This is a genomic window from Streptomyces sp. NBC_00984, from assembly GCF_045162475.1.
GTDB lineage: Bacteria > Actinomycetota > Actinomycetes > Streptomycetales > Streptomycetaceae > Streptomyces.
The window spans coordinates 4,617,104-4,632,522 of sequence record NZ_CP108734.1; the positions used below are offsets into that span (position 1 = coordinate 4,617,104).

Below are 15,419 nucleotides of genomic sequence, written 5' to 3' on the forward strand. Positions count from 1 at the left end.
TTGTAAAAGCCAACTATTGGAGTGTTCCGAATGTCCGCAGGCCCGAGTGCCGCCGCCGGCTCCACCGCCGCCGCCCTCCGCCATGTGCTGGGCCATTTCGTCACGCCGCTGCTGATGTGCATCGGCATGGGGCTCGCCTACCTCGGGGCCTTTCACGCCCCGGAGCCGCACGATCTTCGGGTGGACGTGGTCGGGTCCGGGCCGAGCGCGCAGGTGCTCGCGCAGACACTGCAGGACAAGAGCGACGGGGCGCTGAGCGTGCGTACCGTTCCCGACCGCGCCGCGGCCGTGGACCACCTCAGGACGCAGGCGAGTTACGGCGCCTACCTGCCGGGCAAGCACCCCGAGCTGCTCGTGGCCAGTGCGTCCTCCGACACCAGTGCCACGGTGGTCGAGAAGGTGTTCACCAAGGTTGCCGCCGAACAGGGCGACCCGCTGAAGGTGACGGACACGGCACCGACCGCGGACGGCGATCCGACCGGCCAGGGCATCTTCTTCCTGCTGGTCGCGGTGAGTATCGGCTCGTACGCCTCGGTCGCGGTCATCGGCGGCGCGGGCGCCGTGCTGGCGCTGCGGATCAGGGCCGCACTGGCTGTTGCCGCGTCGCTGGTGGTGAGCGTGATCGGAGTGGTGTTCGCGGGGCCGCTGTTCGGCCTGGTGGACCATGGGCTCGGCGGTCTGTGGGCGATGGCCTGGCTCTACTCCGCGGGCATCCTGTTGATCGGCGTCGGACTGCACACCTTCCTCAAGCGCTGGACGACGCTCGGGCTGATAGTGCTGTTCGTGATGCTCAACTTCACCAGCTCCGGCGGCATCTTCCGGCCCGAACTGCAGCCCGGATTCTTCGCTTCGCTGCACTCCTTCTGGAACGGCGCGGGCTTCGTCGAGGGCGTACGCAGCCATGTGTACTTCGGCGGACACGCGCTGGGCGGACATGTGCTGGTGCTCGCGCTCTGGTTCGTGGCGGGCCTGGCCCTGATGGGGCTGGCGGGGTGGTCGGAGTCGAGGCGGCGGCAGGCCGCGGTGGAGACGGCAGCGGCCGGCACCGACGCCGTCGCCAGTTCTGTCGAGGCCGGCGGAGCCCATGGGCCGAAGCACGCCGCCAGGACCGGGGCCGGAACCCGGACCGGGGTGGGCGCCGAGCCGCAGATCGAGGAGGAGATCGAGGCGGAGATGGAAGAGACCGTCGGTGTCTGACCAGGACGGATCGTTGTCCACAGGTCGCAAGGTGCGTTTTCCACAGGGGCAGACGGCATTCGGCCGACGGCGGTACCTTCGTCGCAATTGATCTGCGACAGGGCGTCGGGCCGGGAGCGCAGGGCGAGGGCGGGGGAGGCTGCGCGCCATGGGTGACATCGAAGCGACAGTGCCGGTTCAGCGGTCTGTGTCTGGTGATCCGCGCATTCCGGTCGTGCCCGGATTCGCGCGGAGGGCGGCCGGGGCGGGCGGGGGCGCGCAGCGGCCGTCGAGGAAGGCGGGCAAAGCGGTGCGGGAGCGGGTGCCCAGGGCCTCGCACGCGTTCCTGGACCTTCCGGCCGGGCGGCCCGACGCGGTGCGGGCGGTCGAGGAGTCGAGCCTGGGCAGAGTGCCCTCCCTCGCCCCGATCCGGGTGGGGCGGATGGCGGCCACCCCCTTTGCCTTTCTGCGCGGCTCGGCCGGGCTGATGGCCCATGATCTGGTGGGCACGCCGGTCAGTGGGGTGGGTGCCCAGCTCTGCGGCGATGCGCACGCGGCCAATTTCGGGCTGTACGGCGATGCGAGGGGCAGCCTGGTCATCGATCTGAACGACTTCGACGAGACCGTGTTCGGCCCGTGGGAGTGGGACCTCAAGCGTCTGGCCACCTCGCTGGTGCTTGCGGGGCGTGAGGCCGGGGCGGACGAGGAGACCTGCCGGCAGGGCGCGTACGACACGGTGGGCGCGTACCGGCGGACGATGCGGCTGCTGGCCAAACTGCCCGCGCTCGACGCCTGGAACGCCATCGCGGACGAGGAGTTGGTCTCGCACACGGACGCGCGGGATCTCCTCGGCACTCTGGAGCGGGTCTCGGAGAAGGCCCGTAACAACACCAGCGCCCGCTTCGCGGCCAAGTCCACCGAGGATTCCGGGGACGGCGGACGCCGCTTCATCGACGCGCCACCGGTGCTGCGGCGGGTGCCGGACGAGGAGGCCGCGGCGGTCGCGGCGGGACTCGGCGACTACCTGGGCACGATCTCGGAGGACCGGGTTCCGCTCCTTGCCCGGTACGCGATCCACGACGTGGCGTTCCGGGTGGTCGGTACCGGGAGCGTCGGCACCCGGTCGTACGTGGTGCTCCTGCTCGATCACCGCGGTGAGCCCCTGGTGCTGCAGGTGAAGGAGGCGCGGCCCTCCGTGCTGGCGCCGTACTTGCCGGCTGTCGGCTTCGATGTGCCGGAGGTGGCGCACGAGGGGCGTCGGGTGGTGCTCGGGCAGAAGCGGATGCAGGTCGTCAGCGACATCCTGCTGGGCTGGGCGACGGTGGACGGACGCCCGTTCCAGGTACGGCAGTTCAGGAACCGCAAGGGCAGCGTGGATCCAGCGGCACTGGCGGCCGATCAGGTCGACGACTACGGCCGGATGACCGGTGCGTTGCTGGCACGTGCCCACGCGCACAGCGCGGATCCGAGACTGATCGCGGGCTACTGCGGCAAGAACGAGGAACTGGACGAGGCGGTGGCGGCGTTCGCGGTGACCTACGCGGACCGTACGGAGGCGGACCACGCGGAGTTGGTGCGGGCCATCGGTTCGGGGCGGATAGCCGCCGAACTGGGCGTCTGAGGGGCATCGGGCCGACCGTGCGTCCTTGGGACGTGGGCCGTGGCCATACGCTGGACGGGTGACCCACGAAGCCGCCGGGGTGCCGACCACCCGGAACGACGATGACCGGCAGGACAACGACCGGCAGCGCGAGCAGCATGCCCGGAACGAGCAGTACGGGCGGGGCGAGCCGCCGGAGCAGCACGGTCGGCCGGCCGGTGCCGGTACGGACACCGGCGCCGGTCCTGGGGCCGGTGACGAAGGTGGCTCCGGCACCGCCGCGGGCGGCGCCGGAGACGGGGCTCCCGACGAGGCAGCGGGCGGGGACGCCGGCGGGGGGACGGGCGGTCGTGCTGAAGGTGAGCGGCCCGAGGCCCGGCTCGCGAAGGCGGTTCGGGCGGCGGAGCAGGCGCTGATCGAGTTCGAGATCGCGGTGGAGACCTTCCGGGTCGAGGTCGAGAACTTCTCCCGGCTGCATCACCAGAAGCTCGGGCCCATGTACACCCGCCTCGACGAGCTGGATGCGCAGATCGCGGAGGCTCGGGCCGCCAGGACGGGCGATCCGGAGGACATCCGCAAGGCGCAGGAGGCACGGGCGATCGTCATGCCGATGCCGGGCGTCGACGAGCTGTTTCACGACTGGATCGATTCCGACGGGCTGTCCCCCGAGGCCGCGGCGATGCTGACCGAGCAGCCGGTCCGGCCGCCCAAGCGGGTCCGGCCGACCGAGGAGGCGCGCAAGCTCTACCGCGACCTGGCACGCCAGGCCCACCCGGACCTGGCGCAGGACGAGACGGAGCGGGCCCGCCGGGACGAGTTCATCGCCCGCGTGAACGCCGCGTACGGGCGGGGGGACGAGGCTCTCCTGATCGAGTTGGCGCAGGAATGGGCGGCGGGTCCGGTGGCTCCGGAGGCGGAGCTCAGTGAGAGCGAGGAGCTCTACGCCCGGCTGAACTGGCTGACCCAGCGCAAGGAACTTCTGACGGTGCTCGCCCAGGAGCTGGAGAAGAGCGCCATCGGGGCCATGCTGCGGATGGCGCCGGACGATCCGGACCGGCTGCTCGACGAGATCGCCGAGCAGCTGCTGGGCGAGGTCGCGCAGCGCGAGGCGGAGCTGGCGTCCATGGTGCAGTAGCGTTCCAGGTGACTCAGGAGCGTACGTACGAGAGAAGGCATGACCCATGAATTTCGCCCCGCTGCCCTCGGTGGATGTCGCGGCGGTGCCGTCGGACGGCTTTGTGCTGGACGTCCGGGAGGACAACGAGTGGGCGGCCGGGCATGTCGAGGGCGCTCTGCACATCCCGATGAGTGACTTCGTGGCCCGCTTCGGTGAGCTGACCGAAGCCGCCGACGACGGCCGGCGCGTGCATGTGATGTGCCGGGTCGGTGGCCGGTCGGCCCAGGTCACCCAGTACCTGGTGCAGCAGGGCATCGATGCCGTGAACATCGACGGCGGGATGCTGGCCTGGGACGGCGCCGGACGCCCGATGGTCACGGACGACGACAACCCGGCCTTCGTGCTCTGAGCCGGGGAGCCGCTCCGCCGGGGAGCTGGTTCATGGTTGTGCGGCGGCTTGGCCGTTCGCTGGGCGCCCTTGCCGTTCGACCGGTGTCAGCCGAGGAGGTGTGCGGCCAGAAGGCTGCCCAGTGCCTCCTCGTGTGCCGCTGCCGGACCGAGGGACAACTCGATCTGCTTGGCCCAGGCGTGAAAGCGGTGCAGCGGATAGTCCGTGTCCGCTCCGAAACCGCCGTGCAGATGCTGTGCCGTCTGCACGACCCGGCGGACACCGTCCGAGGCCCAGATCTTCGCCACGGCGATGTCGCCCTCGGCAGGCAGCATCCCGTCGGCTCCGGTGGAGATCCGCCAGGCCGCCTGCCAGAGCGTCACTTCCATGGCCCGTAGGTCGATGTACCGGTCCGCGGCCTGTACCGCGACGGATTGGAAGGTCGCCACCGGGAAGCCGAACTGCTCGCGCTTGCCGGTGTATTCGCTCGTCATGGCGAGCACGGCCTCACCCAGGCCAAGTGCGAGCGCGCACGTTCCGGCGGTGAGGAGGGCGCGCAGCCACTCCCAGGCCCCGGCTCCGTCGATCAGCGCGCTGCCGTCGATCCGTACCGACTCCAGCCGGACTTCGGCGAACCGTTCACCGCTGGTGGAGACCTGCTCTGCCAGAGTGACGCCGTCCTGGGCGGGCTGGATCAGGGCGACCACCGCCCGGCCCTCGTCCGTGTGGGCCGGAATCGCGATCCAGTCCGCCGCCTGCGCCCACGGCACTGCCGACTGCGTCCCGTCGAGCACCCAGCCGGCAAGATCTCCGGCACCGTCGCCGACGGCTGTGCCGGGGGTTTCGTCCGTCGGGACGATTCCTGCTGTCGCCTCCCGGCGGGCGGTGACGGCGAGTTCGGCCGGATCGTGGCCGGAGCGGCCGTTGGCCCCGACGGTGAGGACCAGCTCCCCTCGGCCGGCCTTGGGCAGCAACTGGGCGGCCAGCCGCGGGTCTCCGTACCGCTGGAGCGCCATCGCGACCGCGCACGTCTCCAGCAACGGCACTCTCGCGAGCACCTTGGCTGACTCGCGCAACACCAGACAGAGCGCGACGAGATCGAGCCCGGCCCCGCCGTGCTCCGGCGACAGCGTCAGGCTCAGCAGATCGCTCGCGGCAAGCCGGGCCCACAGCGGGCGGTCGATGTCCTCGGCCACCGCGCCCGGCACGAGGGCGGGGCTGGGAATTCCGTCCGGTGCGACTCCCGAGAAGACCGCTCGTGCTGCCTCCGTGGCCGCCTGCTGTTCCTCGGTGAAGGTGAAGTCCACTGCCCTGGCCTCCCGCTGACCGATTGTCCCTGTGCCCGAATGTGACGGGCCGTCAAGATAGAACAGGTTCTACGAGAAGGGAACAGGAGGAGGAGCGGGAGAGGCAGCAGGGGAGGATCAGGAGACAGGGAGAGGCGAGGCGGCGCGGTCAGCGGTCGAAGTCGAGCTCCACCTCCGGAGTGGCCGGATGCGACTGGCACGCCAGCACATAACCCGCATCTGTCTCCTCGGGCTCCAGCGCGAAGTTGCGGTCCATCCGCACGTCGCCCGAGACCAGGAACGCCCGGCAGGTCCCGCACACCCCGCCCTTGCAGGCGTACGGTGCGTCGGCGCGGCTGCGCAGCACGGTCTCCAGCAGCGATTCGCCCTCTTCCACCGGCCAGGTGCCGGAACGGCCGTCCAGGGTGGCGGTGAGCCTGCTGTGAGCGGGTGTTTCGGCCCGGGGGCGGACGGATGTGCTCGGTCCGTCGTCCACATGGAAGATCTCCTGGTGGATGCGGGGCCGGTCGACGCCGAGGCCGCGCAGCGCCTGGTCCGCGGCCCGGATCAGTCCGAATGGCCCGCAGAGATACCAGCCGTCCACCTCGGTCACCGGTAGCAGCGCGGGCAGCAGTCCGGTGAGACGGTCCCGGTCCAGCCGGCCGGAGGGGAGACCTGCCTGCTGCTCCTCCCGGGAGAGTACCGTGACCAGCTGGAACCGGTCCGGGTAGCGATCCTTGAGGTCGGCGACCTCGTCCAGGAACATCGTCGAGAGCGCTGTCCGGTCGCTGCGGATCAGGCAGAAATGGGCATCGGGTTCCCGCGCCAGCAACGTGGCCGCGATGGACAGGACCGGCGTGATTCCGCTGCCGCCCACGATCGCCGCGAAGTGTCCGGCGCGGGGCGCCAGCACGAAGCGGCCCATCGGAGGCATCGCCTCGACCAGGTCACCGACGGCGAGTTCCTTCAGGGCGTACGTGGAGAACACGCCGCCGTCGACGAGCCGAATGCCCACACGCAGTACCGGATCATCCGGTTCCTCGGTGGCAGGGGAGCAGATCGAGTACGAGCGGCGGATCTCCTCGCCGTCGACCGTGTACCGCACATTGAGGTGCTGGCCGGGCTTGTGGCGAAAGGTCTCGCGCAACTCGGGCGGCACGGCGAGGGTGACGGCCACCGAATCGTCCGTGAGCCGTTCGATCGTGCGGACCCGGAGCGGATGGAACATCTACAACTCCTTGAAGTGGTCGAACGGTTCGCGGCATGTCACGCAGCGGCGCAGCGCCTTGCACGCGGTGGAGGAGAACCGGCTCAGCAGCTCCGTATCGGTCGAGCCGCAGTGCGGGCAGCGCACCGAGAGCGTGAGCGGCACCGGACCGCCCGCGCCGGTCGTGGCATCGTGCGGGCGTGGGGGCGCTATGCCGAACTCGGCCAGCTTGCGCCGTCCTTCCGCGCTGATGTCGTCCGTGGACCAGGCCGGTGAGAGCACGGTGACCACGGAGACCTCCGGTATGCCGTGGTCGTGCAGCACCCGCTCGATGTCGGAGGACATCGCCTCGATCGCAGGGCAGCCGGTGTAGGTCGGGGTGAGCCGCACGGTGACCTTGCCGGGGGCGAGAACATCCACGCCCCGGAGCACCCCCAGCTCGTCCAGGGTCAGCACGGGCAGTTCGGGATCGGGCACGGAGCCTGCGAGGCGGTGCAGCTCCTTCTCCAGGACGGTCTCGGTCACCATGACGCCCCCGGGTGGCTGCGATGCAGATGCTGCATCTCGGCGATCATGCGGCCGAAGGGTTCGGTGTGGATGCCCTGGCGTCCCGCACCCGCCGTCCACGCCCCGGACCGCGGACCGGCCGGCAGTGTCAGCGTGGCCCGCTCCAGCACCGCGGAAACGGACTCCAGCCAGCCGCTGTGCAGCGACTGCCAGTCGACCTCCACCCCCTCGACGGGCTCGAACAGCTCGCCGGTGAACCGCCACAGGGCATCCACGGCGCGCTGCATCCGGTCATGGCTCTCGTCCGTGCCGTCGCCGAGCCGCAGTGTCCAGTGCTCCGCGTGGTCCTGGTGGTACGCGACCTCCTTGACGGCCTTCGCCGCCAGGCCGGCGAACGCGTTCTCGCCCGATGCCAGCTGCTCGTACAGCAGCCGCTGGTAGGTGGAGAAGTAGAGCTGGCGGGCGATGGTGTGGGCGAAGTCGCCGTTCGGCTGCTCGACCAGCTGGACGTTGCGGAAGGCGCGTTCCTCGCGCAGATACGCCAGCTCGTCCTCGTCCCCGACCAGGGAGAGGAGTATCCGGGCCTGCCCCAGCAGGTCCAGGGCGATGTTGGCCAGGGCCACTTCTTCTTCCAGCACGGGCGCATGACCCGCCCACTCCCCCAGCCGGTGCGAGAGCACCAGCGCGTCGTCGCCCAGGGCGAGGGCCGCGGTCACAGGTGCTTCACCCCTTCCGGGATCTCGTAGAACGTCGGATGCCGGTAAGGCTTGTCGCCGGCCGGTTCGAAGAAGGAGTCCTTCTCGTCCGGCGAGGACGCCGTGACCTGTGCGGACGGGACCACCCAGATGGAGACGCCCTCGGAACGGCGCGTGTACAGATCGCGCGCGTTGCGCAGGGCCATCTCGGCGTCCGGGGCGTGCAGGCTGCCCGCGTGGGTGTGGGAAAGGCCGCGGCGCGAACGCACGAACACCTCCCACAGTGGCCATTCGGTCGAGCTGCTCATGCTGTCGCCTCCCCGTTCCCCGCTGCTGTGTGTGGTGCTGCGTGTGCTTGTGCTGCTGTGCGTTTCCCGGCGTAGGCAGCCGCCGCGTCCCGGACCCAGGCGCCGTCCTCGTGCGCCCGGCGGCGCTGGGTGAGGCGCTGTTCGTTGCACGGGCCGTTGCCCTTGAGGACCTCCTGGAACTCCTTCCAGTCGATCGCCCCGAAGTCGTGCTGTCCGCGCTCCTCGTTCCACCGGAGGTCCGGGTCCGGGAGGGTGAGACCCAGCGCCTCGGCCTGCGGGACACAGATGTCCACGAAGCGCTGCCGCAGCTCGTCGTTGGAGTGGCGCTTGATCTTCCAGGCCATCGACTGCGTCGAGTGGGCCGATGCGTCGTCCGGCGGGCCGAACATCATCAGGGACGGCCACCACCAGCGGTTCACCGCGTCCTGCGCCATTTCGTGCTGCGCCGGCGTGCCGCGGCTGAGGGTGAGCAGCAGCTCGTACCCCTGGCGCTGGTGGAAGGACTCCTCCTTGCAGATGCGGACCATCGCGCGGGCGTACGGGCCGTACGAGCAGCGGCACAGCGGCACCTGGTTGGTGATCGCGGCGCCGTCCACGAGCCAGCCGATCGCGCCGACGTCCGCCCAGGTCAGCGTCGGGTAGTTGAAGATCGATGAATACCTCTGGCGGCCCGCGTGAAGTTTGTCGAGCAGTTCCTCGCGGCCGGTGCCGAGGGTCTCCGCCGCGCTGTACAGGTAGAGCCCGTGACCCGCCTCGTCCTGCACCTTGGCCATCAGGATCGCCTTGCGCCGCAGCGAGGGCGCCCGCGAGATCCAGTTGGCCTCCGGCTGCATGCCGATGATTTCGGAGTGGGCATGCTGGGCCATTTGCCTGACCAGCGAGGCGCGGTACGCATCGGGCATCCAGTCGCGTGGCTCAATGCGCTCGTCGGCCGCCACCGCGGCGTCGAATGCCGCCTCCAGGACCTCGTCCGCCCCTTCGGGCCTGTCCGCTCCCGCCTGCGCTGTCTGGTCCGCAGTCACTGCCGCCATCCCGGGCTCCCTACCGACCGATCGTTCGGTCCAATGTCTTCAATGGTGAGTCGGCGGCCCGTAGGGTGTCAACCCTGTGGATAACTGACCGGGGATCGACGGGGATCGGGGCGGGATGGATTCGTACGACGACAGGGGCGCCGAAAGTGGGAACGGGGCTGCCGAGCCGGGGCCGGATCAGCAGGAAGAAATATCTTCCGACGCTGGTCAGGGGCCTGAATCAGGTCCTCGTGGCGGAATGGCCGCCCTGTCGCTTCCTTACCAGATCGTTGCCGCGGTTGCGCTGTCCGTCATCGGGCTGGTCACCTGTGGACAGCTGGCCATGGTGTTTCTGCACGTCGCCCCCTCCAACACCATGACCAAGCAGCACGGCGAAGCGGTCGACGAATGGATCTATCCCGAGTTCGAGCAGAACTGGAAGCTCTTCGCCCCGAACCCGCTTCAGCAGAACATCGCCATTCACGTACGAGCCGAGATATCCGGCGCCGACGGGCGCCGCACCACCTCCTGGATGAGCCTTTCCGGTGAGGACGGCAAGGCGATACGCGGCAGTCTTCTCCCCAGTCACGTCCATCAGAACGAACTCCGGCGCGGCTGGGACTTCTACGTCAGTTCCCACGACAACGAGAACCGGGCCAACGGCCTCCGCGGTCAGCTCTCCGAGCGTTACATCCGCCGCATCGTGATGCTGCGCCTCGGTGAACACGACTACGGCGGCACCGTCGAGCGCATCCAGGTCCGTTCCGAGGTGCGGTCCGTCGCGGCGCCCGCATGGAGCGAGGAGAAGATCAGTACGAGGCCGTCCTACCGGGTACTGCCGTGGTGGACGGTAACTGACGCAGACCTTCCCGAGAGCGCCAAGGGGGCGGACAAGTGAGTACGTTCGCCGTCGACCGCAAGATCGCCCGCGGTATCCAGCGCGTCACCTCCACGTCCTTCGGCCAGTATCAGAGTGCCGTCATCCGGATCGGCTTCTCGGCCACCTATCTGTTCTTCCTGCTGCGCGAACTGCCGCACCGCCACGAGATGTACGGACCCGACGCCCCGTGGCGCTGGGACATGGCGCAGCAGCTCATATCCGGCAATCAGGCATTCACCGCACTCATGTGGTCGGACAGCACGGTCTGGTTCGAGATCGTGTACGCGGTCGCGCTGATCTCCGCGGCGCTGCTGATGGTCGGCTGGCACACCCGCGCCATGTCGGTCCTCTTCATGGCCGGAGTGCTTTCCCTGCAGAACCGCAGCATCTTCATGGGCGACGGCGGCGACAACGTCATCCATCTCATGGCGATCTACCTGATGCTCACGCGCTGCGGGCGGGTCTGGTCGTTGGATGCGCGGCGGGCGGCGCGGCGGGCGCGTGCGGGAGCGGACGATCCTCGGCGCCCGGTGCGGGGGAATGTGGCCGGGACGGTCCTCTGGGTGGTGCTCGGCCTCGTTCTGATCGTGGCCGGCATGACCGATGGGCTCGGCGGCACCTGGTGGCTGCCGACTCTTCTCTGGGTCCTTTGGGTCGGCGAGGGCGCCTGGTGGGCTGTGAACCGTTACGCACCGCACAGCGAATCGCGCACCCTGCTCGATGTCGTCGCCAACCTCGCCCACAACGCGACCCTCGTCGTGATCATGGCCGAGGTCTGTCTGATCTACGCCACCGCGGGGTGGTACAAGATCCAGGGTTCGCGGTGGCAGGACGGTACGGCGCTGTACTACCCGCTCAAGCTCGACTACTTCACGCCCTGGCCCGGACTGTCGGACATCCTCGCCTCCAGCGGTGTGATGGTGATGCTGCTTACGTACGGCACGGTCATCGTTCAGGTCGCGTTTCCCTTCACCCTGTTCAACCGGCGGGTCAAGAACGTTCTGCTCGTCGGCATGATGTGTGAGCACGCCGGCATCGCCCTGCTGCTCGGGCTGCCCTTCTTCTCCATGGCGATGATCGCCGCCGACTCCGTCTTCCTGCCGACCGTCTTCCTGGTGTGGCTCGGCGGCCGGGTGACCCTCGCCCGGGAGCGGCTGTTCCCGGGCAGGGTCGAGGTCCCCGGGCAGCGGCGTGGCGCCGATGACGAGGAGGCCCCGCAGCACAGCGGCGACGGGGGTCATACGCTCGTCGGGTGAGCAGTAGTGAGAGTGGCAGCACGGGCCGCGCGGGCAGTAGCGGCGGCGAATCGTTGGACGAGGAGGCCGTCGGACTCGATGCGCCCCTCGCATCCGTGGCGGGGACGGAGCCCGGTCTGCCGGAGGAGCCCGGTGCCTCGGCGGAACCGATGCAGTACGACGACGGGTTCGGGACGGAGATCGGCGTCGGACCCCACCCGCTGCCATGGCCCGTGGACGAGCGGTACGACCCCGAGCTGCTCGCCCACGGCGACCGGCGCAACGTGGGCGATGGCTACCGGTACTGGACCCGGGAGGCGATCGTCGCCGATCTGGATCTACGGCGGCACGACTTCCATGTCGCGGTCGAGAACTGGGGCCACGACTTCAACATCGGCTCCGTGGTGCGCACGGCGAACGCCTTTCTCGCCAAGGAGATCCATATCGTGGGGCGGCGGCGCTGGAACCGGCGCGGTGCGATGGTCACCGACCGCTACCAGCATGTGCGGCATCACCCCGACACCGAGTCGCTGACCGCGTGGGCCGAGGCCGAGGGTCTGCCGATCATCGGGATCGACAATCTGCCGGGCGCGGTGCCGCTGGAGCGGACCGAGCTGCCGCGGCGCTGTGTACTGCTCTTCGGGCAGGAAGGTCCCGGGCTCACCGAGGAGGCCCGTAAGCACGCGGCGATGGTGTGCTCCATCGCGCAGTTCGGGTCGACGCGGTCGATCAACGCGGGGGCCGCGGCCGCCATCGCCATGCACGCGTGGGTGCAGAGGTATGCGGAGATTCCCGAGGCGGGGAACTAAGACCGACCGGTCTGGGTTGGGGGCGGGGCTCCGCCCCCAACCCTCGCCGGGTCATGCCTGGCGGCGGACTTCCACCATCCGGAAGCGGTTGGACACGAAGGCTCCGTCGCACAGCGCCGCGTTCGCCGCCGGGTTGCCGCCCGAGCCGTGGAAGTCGGAGAAGGCCGCGGTCTGGTTGACGTACACCCCGCCGGTCAGATTCAGCGACAGCTGGGCCGATTCGTCCAGGCAGACGTCTTCCACCGCGCGTTCCACCTCCGGTGAGGTGGTGTACGCGCCGACCGTCATCGCGCCCTGGTCGCGCACCGTGCGGCGGAGCAGCTCAACGGCGTCGGCCGTCGAGTCGACCGCTACCACGAAGGCGACCGGGCCGAAGCACTCCGACAGGAAGTGCTCCTCGTCGTCCGGCTTGGTGGCGTCCAGCTTGACGACGGTGGGGGTGCGGACCACGGCGTCGGGGAATTCCGGGTTGGCCACCTCGCGGGAGGGCAGGGCGACCTCGCCCAGATCCGCGGCTGCTTCCAGGCGGGCCTTCACATCGGGGTTGACCAGGGCGCCGAGCAGTGCGTTCGCCCGGGTGTCGTCGCCCAGCAGGCCGGTGACGGCGGCGGCGATGTCGGCGACCACTTCGTCGTACGTCTTCTCGCCGGCGTCGGTGGTGATGCCGTCCCGGGGGATCAGCAGGTTCTGCGGGGTCGTGCACATCTGGCCGCTGTACAGGGAGAGGGAGAACGCCAGGTTGGACAGCATGCCGCGGTAGTCGTCCGTGGAGTCGAGGACGATCGTGTTGACGCCGGCCTTCTCCGTGTAGACCTGGGCCTGGCGGGCGTTGGTCTCCAGCCAGTCGCCGAAGGCGGTGGACCCGGTGTAGTCGATGATCTTGATTTCGGGGCGGAGGGCAAGCGTCTTCGCGATGCCTTCGCCCGGTCGCTCGGCGGCCAGGGCGACCAGGTTGGGATCGAAGCCCGCCTCGGCGAGCACCTCGCGGGCCAGCTGCACCGTGAGCGCGAGCGGAAGCACGGCGCGTGGGTGCGGTTTGACCAGGACGGGATTGCCGGTGGCCAGGGAGGCGAAGAGGCCGGGGTAGCCGTTCCACGTGGGGAAGGTGTTGCAGCCGATCAGCAGCGAGATGCCGCGTGGCGCCGCGGTGAACGACTTCTGCAGCTGGAGCGGGTCGCGCTTGCCCTGCGGCTTGGACCAGTCGGCGCTCCGCGGGGTGCGGATCTGCTCCTCGTACGCGTACGCCACCGCCTCCAGGCCGCGGTCCTGGGCGTGCGGGCCGCCCGCCTGGAACGCCATCATGAAGGCCTGGCCGCTGGTGTGCATCACGGCGTGACCGAACTCGTGGGTCCTGGCGCTGATCCGCGCGAGGATCTCCAGACAGACCAGGGCCCTGGTCTCGGGGCCCGCCGTACGCCAGGCGGGCATGCCCGCGCGCATCGACGGAAGCAGGACGTCCAGGTCGGCGTGCGGATATTCGACGCCGAGCTCCGGCCCGTACGGAGAGACTTCCCCGCCCGTCCAGCCGTCGGTGCCGGGCTGGCCGAGGTCGAGCCGGGTGTTCAGCACGGCGTCGAAGGCGGCCTTGCCCTCGGCGGCGCTCAGGCTGCCGGTGGCGCCGCCCTCGCCGTATGCCTTCGGATGCTCGGGGTGCGGGGACCAGTAGGCACGCGTACGGATCGCGTCGAGGGCCTGGTCGAGCGTGGGGCGGTGCTTCTCGGACAGCAGGTGCGGGGAGAGCTCGGCGGCCATGACGGACCAACTCCTCATCGAGCTGGGCAGGGACGGGCGGACAGAGTTAGAGTAACCGAACGATCGGTCGGGACAAGGGGGCCCGCCAAACCTGTGGACAACTCGTAGGGGAGGATCGCGGACATGACCACGGCCAAGCGGGACACGTACACCCCGGAGACTCTGCTCACCGTTGCCGTCCGTGTCTTCAACGAGCGCGGCTACGACGGCACGTCCATGGAGCATCTCTCCAAGGCAGCGGGCATTTCCAAGTCGTCCATCTACCACCATGTCGCGGGCAAGGAGGAGCTCCTGCGCCGCGCGGTCAGCCGGGCGCTGGACGGGCTCTTCGGAATTCTCGACGAGCCGGGGGCGACGCGGGGGCGTGCGATCGAGCGGGTCGAGTACGTCACCCGGCGCACCGTCGACGTGCTGATAGCCGAACTGCCCTACGTGACGCTGTTGCTGCGCGTACGGGGCAATACGAAAACGGAGCGCTGGGCCATGGAGCGGCGGCGCGAGTTCGACCAGCGGGTGACCGATCTGCTCAAGGCGGCGGTCGCGGACGGTGACCTCCGCTCCGACGTGGACATACGGCTGGCGACCCGGCTGCTCTTCGGAATGGTCAACTCCTTGGTGGAGTGGTATCGGCCGCTGCCCGACGGCGGAGTCGACGGGGAGCGGCTGGCGGACACGCTCGTCCGCGTGGCCTTCGAGGGGATGCGGTCCAGCCGTTGAACCGTTGACGGCCGCACAAGGAATCCCGGTCCCGCCCCGGATTCCTGGCGCCCGCTGCGGGCAGCCCTCAGGCGAGCTCGGTGGGCCTGTCCGGGCCCGGGGCCAGGTCCGTCTCCTCGAACACCAGAAGCGTGCGGGTGGAGAGCACCTCCGGGATGGCCTGGATCCTCGTCAGTACCAGTTCGCGCAACGACCTGTTGTCCCGGGTGTGCACCAGCAGCAGGACATCGAAGTCACCGCTGACCAGCGCGATGTGAGTCGCCCCGGGCAGGGCCTGGAGCTGCTCGCGCACCGTGCGCCAGGAATTCTGGACAATCTTGAGAGTGATGTACGCGGAGGCTCCCTGCCCCGCCCGCTCATGGTCCACCCGTGCGCTGAAGCCACGGATCACGCCGTCGTCGATGAGCCGGTTGATCCGGGCATAGGCGTTGGCCCGGGACACATGGACCCGATCGGCCACCGACCGTATCGAGGCGCGGCCGTCCGTCTGGAGCAGTCGCAGGATGCGGCGATCGATGGCGTCGAGCGGGCGCGCGGGCGGAACCTGGCCCGGGTCCTCGCCCCCGTCGGCCATTTGTTCAGCTGACATGTGTCCCCGCCTCCCTGTCCTGGACGACCTGCCTCCATCCCAGGCTGTGGAGAACCGTTTGTCCACAGGCTGAAGGCGCCTGTAGCCAAAATGCGCTCACGACCGAACAATCGGTAGGTGAGGCACACCACGTCCGTGCCTCG

General features: G+C 69.5%; 16 protein-coding genes. 8 read left to right on the forward strand and 8 right to left on the reverse strand.

Annotated features, from left to right (window positions below; all coding sequences use genetic code 11):
- Positions 1-30 precede the first annotated feature (30 nt).
- The 4 genes from OG520_RS20515 (at position 31) to OG520_RS20530 (ending at position 4,302) form a co-directional block, all read left to right on the forward strand.
- Positions 31-1,197 carry a hypothetical protein gene (locus OG520_RS20515; protein WP_406014105.1) on the forward strand — a complete coding sequence of 389 codons (1,167 nt, stop codon included), beginning with the start codon at positions 31-33 and terminating at the stop codon, positions 1,195-1,197.
- Between the two features lie 148 nt (positions 1,198-1,345).
- On the forward strand, positions 1,346-2,797 hold the full coding sequence (locus OG520_RS20520; protein WP_406014106.1) for a DUF2252 domain-containing protein: 1,452 nt from the start codon (positions 1,346-1,348) through the stop codon (positions 2,795-2,797).
- Positions 2,798-2,855: 58 nt separating this feature from the next.
- Positions 2,856-3,911: a J domain-containing protein gene (locus OG520_RS20525; RefSeq protein ID WP_406014107.1), complete on the forward strand. Its 1,056-nt coding sequence runs from the start codon at positions 2,856-2,858 to the stop codon at positions 3,909-3,911.
- 46 nt (positions 3,912-3,957) lie between these two features.
- Positions 3,958-4,302, forward strand: coding sequence for a rhodanese-like domain-containing protein (locus OG520_RS20530; RefSeq protein WP_399328653.1), 345 nt, complete (start codon positions 3,958-3,960; stop codon positions 4,300-4,302).
- A gap of 86 nt (positions 4,303-4,388) precedes the next feature.
- Here OG520_RS20530 and OG520_RS20535 read toward each other — a convergent pair whose 3' ends face one another.
- The 6 genes from OG520_RS20535 to paaA all read right to left on the reverse strand — a co-directional run bounded on the left by OG520_RS20535 (position 4,389) and on the right by paaA (position 9,315).
- Positions 4,389-5,588, reverse strand: a complete 1,200-nt coding sequence (locus tag OG520_RS20535) for an acyl-CoA dehydrogenase family protein (RefSeq protein WP_406014108.1) — start codon at positions 5,586-5,588, stop codon at positions 4,389-4,391.
- Positions 5,589-5,736: 148 nt separating this feature from the next.
- A complete protein-coding gene (locus tag OG520_RS20540) occupies positions 5,737-6,795 on the reverse strand; it encodes a 2Fe-2S iron-sulfur cluster-binding protein (RefSeq protein ID WP_406014109.1) in 1,059 nt (352 codons plus the stop codon).
- Positions 6,796-7,302, reverse strand: a complete 507-nt coding sequence (paaD, locus tag OG520_RS20545) for a 1,2-phenylacetyl-CoA epoxidase subunit PaaD (protein ID WP_385325605.1) — start codon at positions 7,300-7,302, stop codon at positions 6,796-6,798.
- Positions 7,296-7,997 carry a 1,2-phenylacetyl-CoA epoxidase subunit PaaC gene (gene paaC / locus OG520_RS20550; RefSeq protein ID WP_406014110.1) on the reverse strand — a complete coding sequence of 234 codons (702 nt, stop codon included), beginning with the start codon at positions 7,995-7,997 and terminating at the stop codon, positions 7,296-7,298. Before paaC ends, paaD begins: the two co-directional genes overlap by 7 nt.
- Positions 7,994-8,284 carry a 1,2-phenylacetyl-CoA epoxidase subunit PaaB gene (gene paaB, locus OG520_RS20555; RefSeq protein ID WP_093548044.1) on the reverse strand — a complete coding sequence of 97 codons (291 nt, stop codon included), beginning with the start codon at positions 8,282-8,284 and terminating at the stop codon, positions 7,994-7,996. Before paaB ends, paaC begins: the two co-directional genes overlap by 4 nt.
- Positions 8,281-9,315, reverse strand: a complete 1,035-nt coding sequence (gene paaA / locus OG520_RS20560; RefSeq protein WP_399328649.1) for a 1,2-phenylacetyl-CoA epoxidase subunit PaaA — start codon at positions 9,313-9,315, stop codon at positions 8,281-8,283. The genes paaB and paaA overlap by 4 nt, the downstream gene beginning before the upstream one ends.
- A gap of 115 nt (positions 9,316-9,430) precedes the next feature.
- On the opposite strand from paaA, the gene OG520_RS20565 reads away from it, so the two are divergent.
- The 3 genes from OG520_RS20565 to OG520_RS20575 all read left to right on the forward strand — a co-directional run bounded on the left by OG520_RS20565 (position 9,431) and on the right by OG520_RS20575 (position 12,218).
- Positions 9,431-10,192, forward strand: coding sequence for a DUF5819 family protein (locus OG520_RS20565; RefSeq protein ID WP_406014111.1), 762 nt, complete (start codon positions 9,431-9,433; stop codon positions 10,190-10,192).
- Positions 10,189-11,430, forward strand: coding sequence for an HTTM domain-containing protein (locus OG520_RS20570; protein ID WP_406014112.1), 1,242 nt, complete (start codon positions 10,189-10,191; stop codon positions 11,428-11,430). The genes OG520_RS20565 and OG520_RS20570 overlap by 4 nt, the downstream gene beginning before the upstream one ends.
- 149 nt (positions 11,431-11,579) lie before the next feature.
- The gene (locus OG520_RS20575; protein WP_406016531.1) at positions 11,580-12,218 is read left to right on the forward strand and encodes a TrmH family RNA methyltransferase; all 639 of its coding nucleotides are present in this window, start codon (positions 11,580-11,582) and stop codon (positions 12,216-12,218) included.
- A gap of 51 nt (positions 12,219-12,269) precedes the next feature.
- Here OG520_RS20575 and paaN read toward each other — a convergent pair whose 3' ends face one another.
- Positions 12,270-13,970 carry a phenylacetic acid degradation protein PaaN gene (paaN, locus tag OG520_RS20580; protein WP_406014113.1) on the reverse strand — a complete coding sequence of 567 codons (1,701 nt, stop codon included), beginning with the start codon at positions 13,968-13,970 and terminating at the stop codon, positions 12,270-12,272.
- 123 nt (positions 13,971-14,093) lie between these two features.
- Between paaN and OG520_RS20585 the strand changes: the two genes are divergently transcribed.
- Positions 14,094-14,687, forward strand: coding sequence for a TetR/AcrR family transcriptional regulator (locus tag OG520_RS20585; protein ID WP_399328645.1), 594 nt, complete (start codon positions 14,094-14,096; stop codon positions 14,685-14,687).
- Positions 14,688-14,754: 67 nt separating this feature from the next.
- Here OG520_RS20585 and OG520_RS20590 read toward each other — a convergent pair whose 3' ends face one another.
- On the reverse strand, positions 14,755-15,261 hold the full coding sequence (locus tag OG520_RS20590; RefSeq protein ID WP_399328764.1) for an Lrp/AsnC family transcriptional regulator: 507 nt from the start codon (positions 15,259-15,261) through the stop codon (positions 14,755-14,757).
- Positions 15,262-15,419: the final 158 nt, after the last annotated feature.

Bases quoted from the DNA above. Each gene is read 5' to 3' on its own strand.
- OG520_RS20515 (WP_406014105.1), top strand. From the start codon at position 31: ATGTCCGCAGGCCCGAGTGCCGCCGCCGGCTCCACCGCCGCCGCCCTC.
- OG520_RS20520 (WP_406014106.1), top strand. From the start codon at position 1,346: ATGGGTGACATCGAAGCGACAGTGCCGGTTCAGCGGTCTGTGTCTGGT.
- OG520_RS20530 (WP_399328653.1), top strand. From the start codon at position 3,958: ATGAATTTCGCCCCGCTGCCCTCGGTGGATGTCGCGGCGGTGCCGTCG.
- OG520_RS20540 (WP_406014109.1), bottom strand. From the start codon at position 6,795: ATGTTCCATCCGCTCCGGGTCCGCACGATCGAACGGCTCACGGACGAT.
- paaD (WP_385325605.1), bottom strand. From the start codon at position 7,302: ATGGTGACCGAGACCGTCCTGGAGAAGGAGCTGCACCGCCTCGCAGGC.
- paaB (WP_093548044.1), bottom strand. From the start codon at position 8,284: ATGAGCAGCTCGACCGAATGGCCACTGTGGGAGGTGTTCGTGCGTTCG.
- paaA (WP_399328649.1), bottom strand. From the start codon at position 9,315: ATGGCGGCAGTGACTGCGGACCAGACAGCGCAGGCGGGAGCGGACAGG.
- OG520_RS20565 (WP_406014111.1), top strand. From the start codon at position 9,431: ATGGATTCGTACGACGACAGGGGCGCCGAAAGTGGGAACGGGGCTGCC.
- OG520_RS20575 (WP_406016531.1), top strand. From the start codon at position 11,580: ATGCAGTACGACGACGGGTTCGGGACGGAGATCGGCGTCGGACCCCAC.
- paaN (WP_406014113.1), bottom strand. From the start codon at position 13,970: ATGGCCGCCGAGCTCTCCCCGCACCTGCTGTCCGAGAAGCACCGCCCC.
- OG520_RS20585 (WP_399328645.1), top strand. From the start codon at position 14,094: ATGACCACGGCCAAGCGGGACACGTACACCCCGGAGACTCTGCTCACC.
- OG520_RS20590 (WP_399328764.1), bottom strand. From the start codon at position 15,261: ATGGCCGACGGGGGCGAGGACCCGGGCCAGGTTCCGCCCGCGCGCCCG.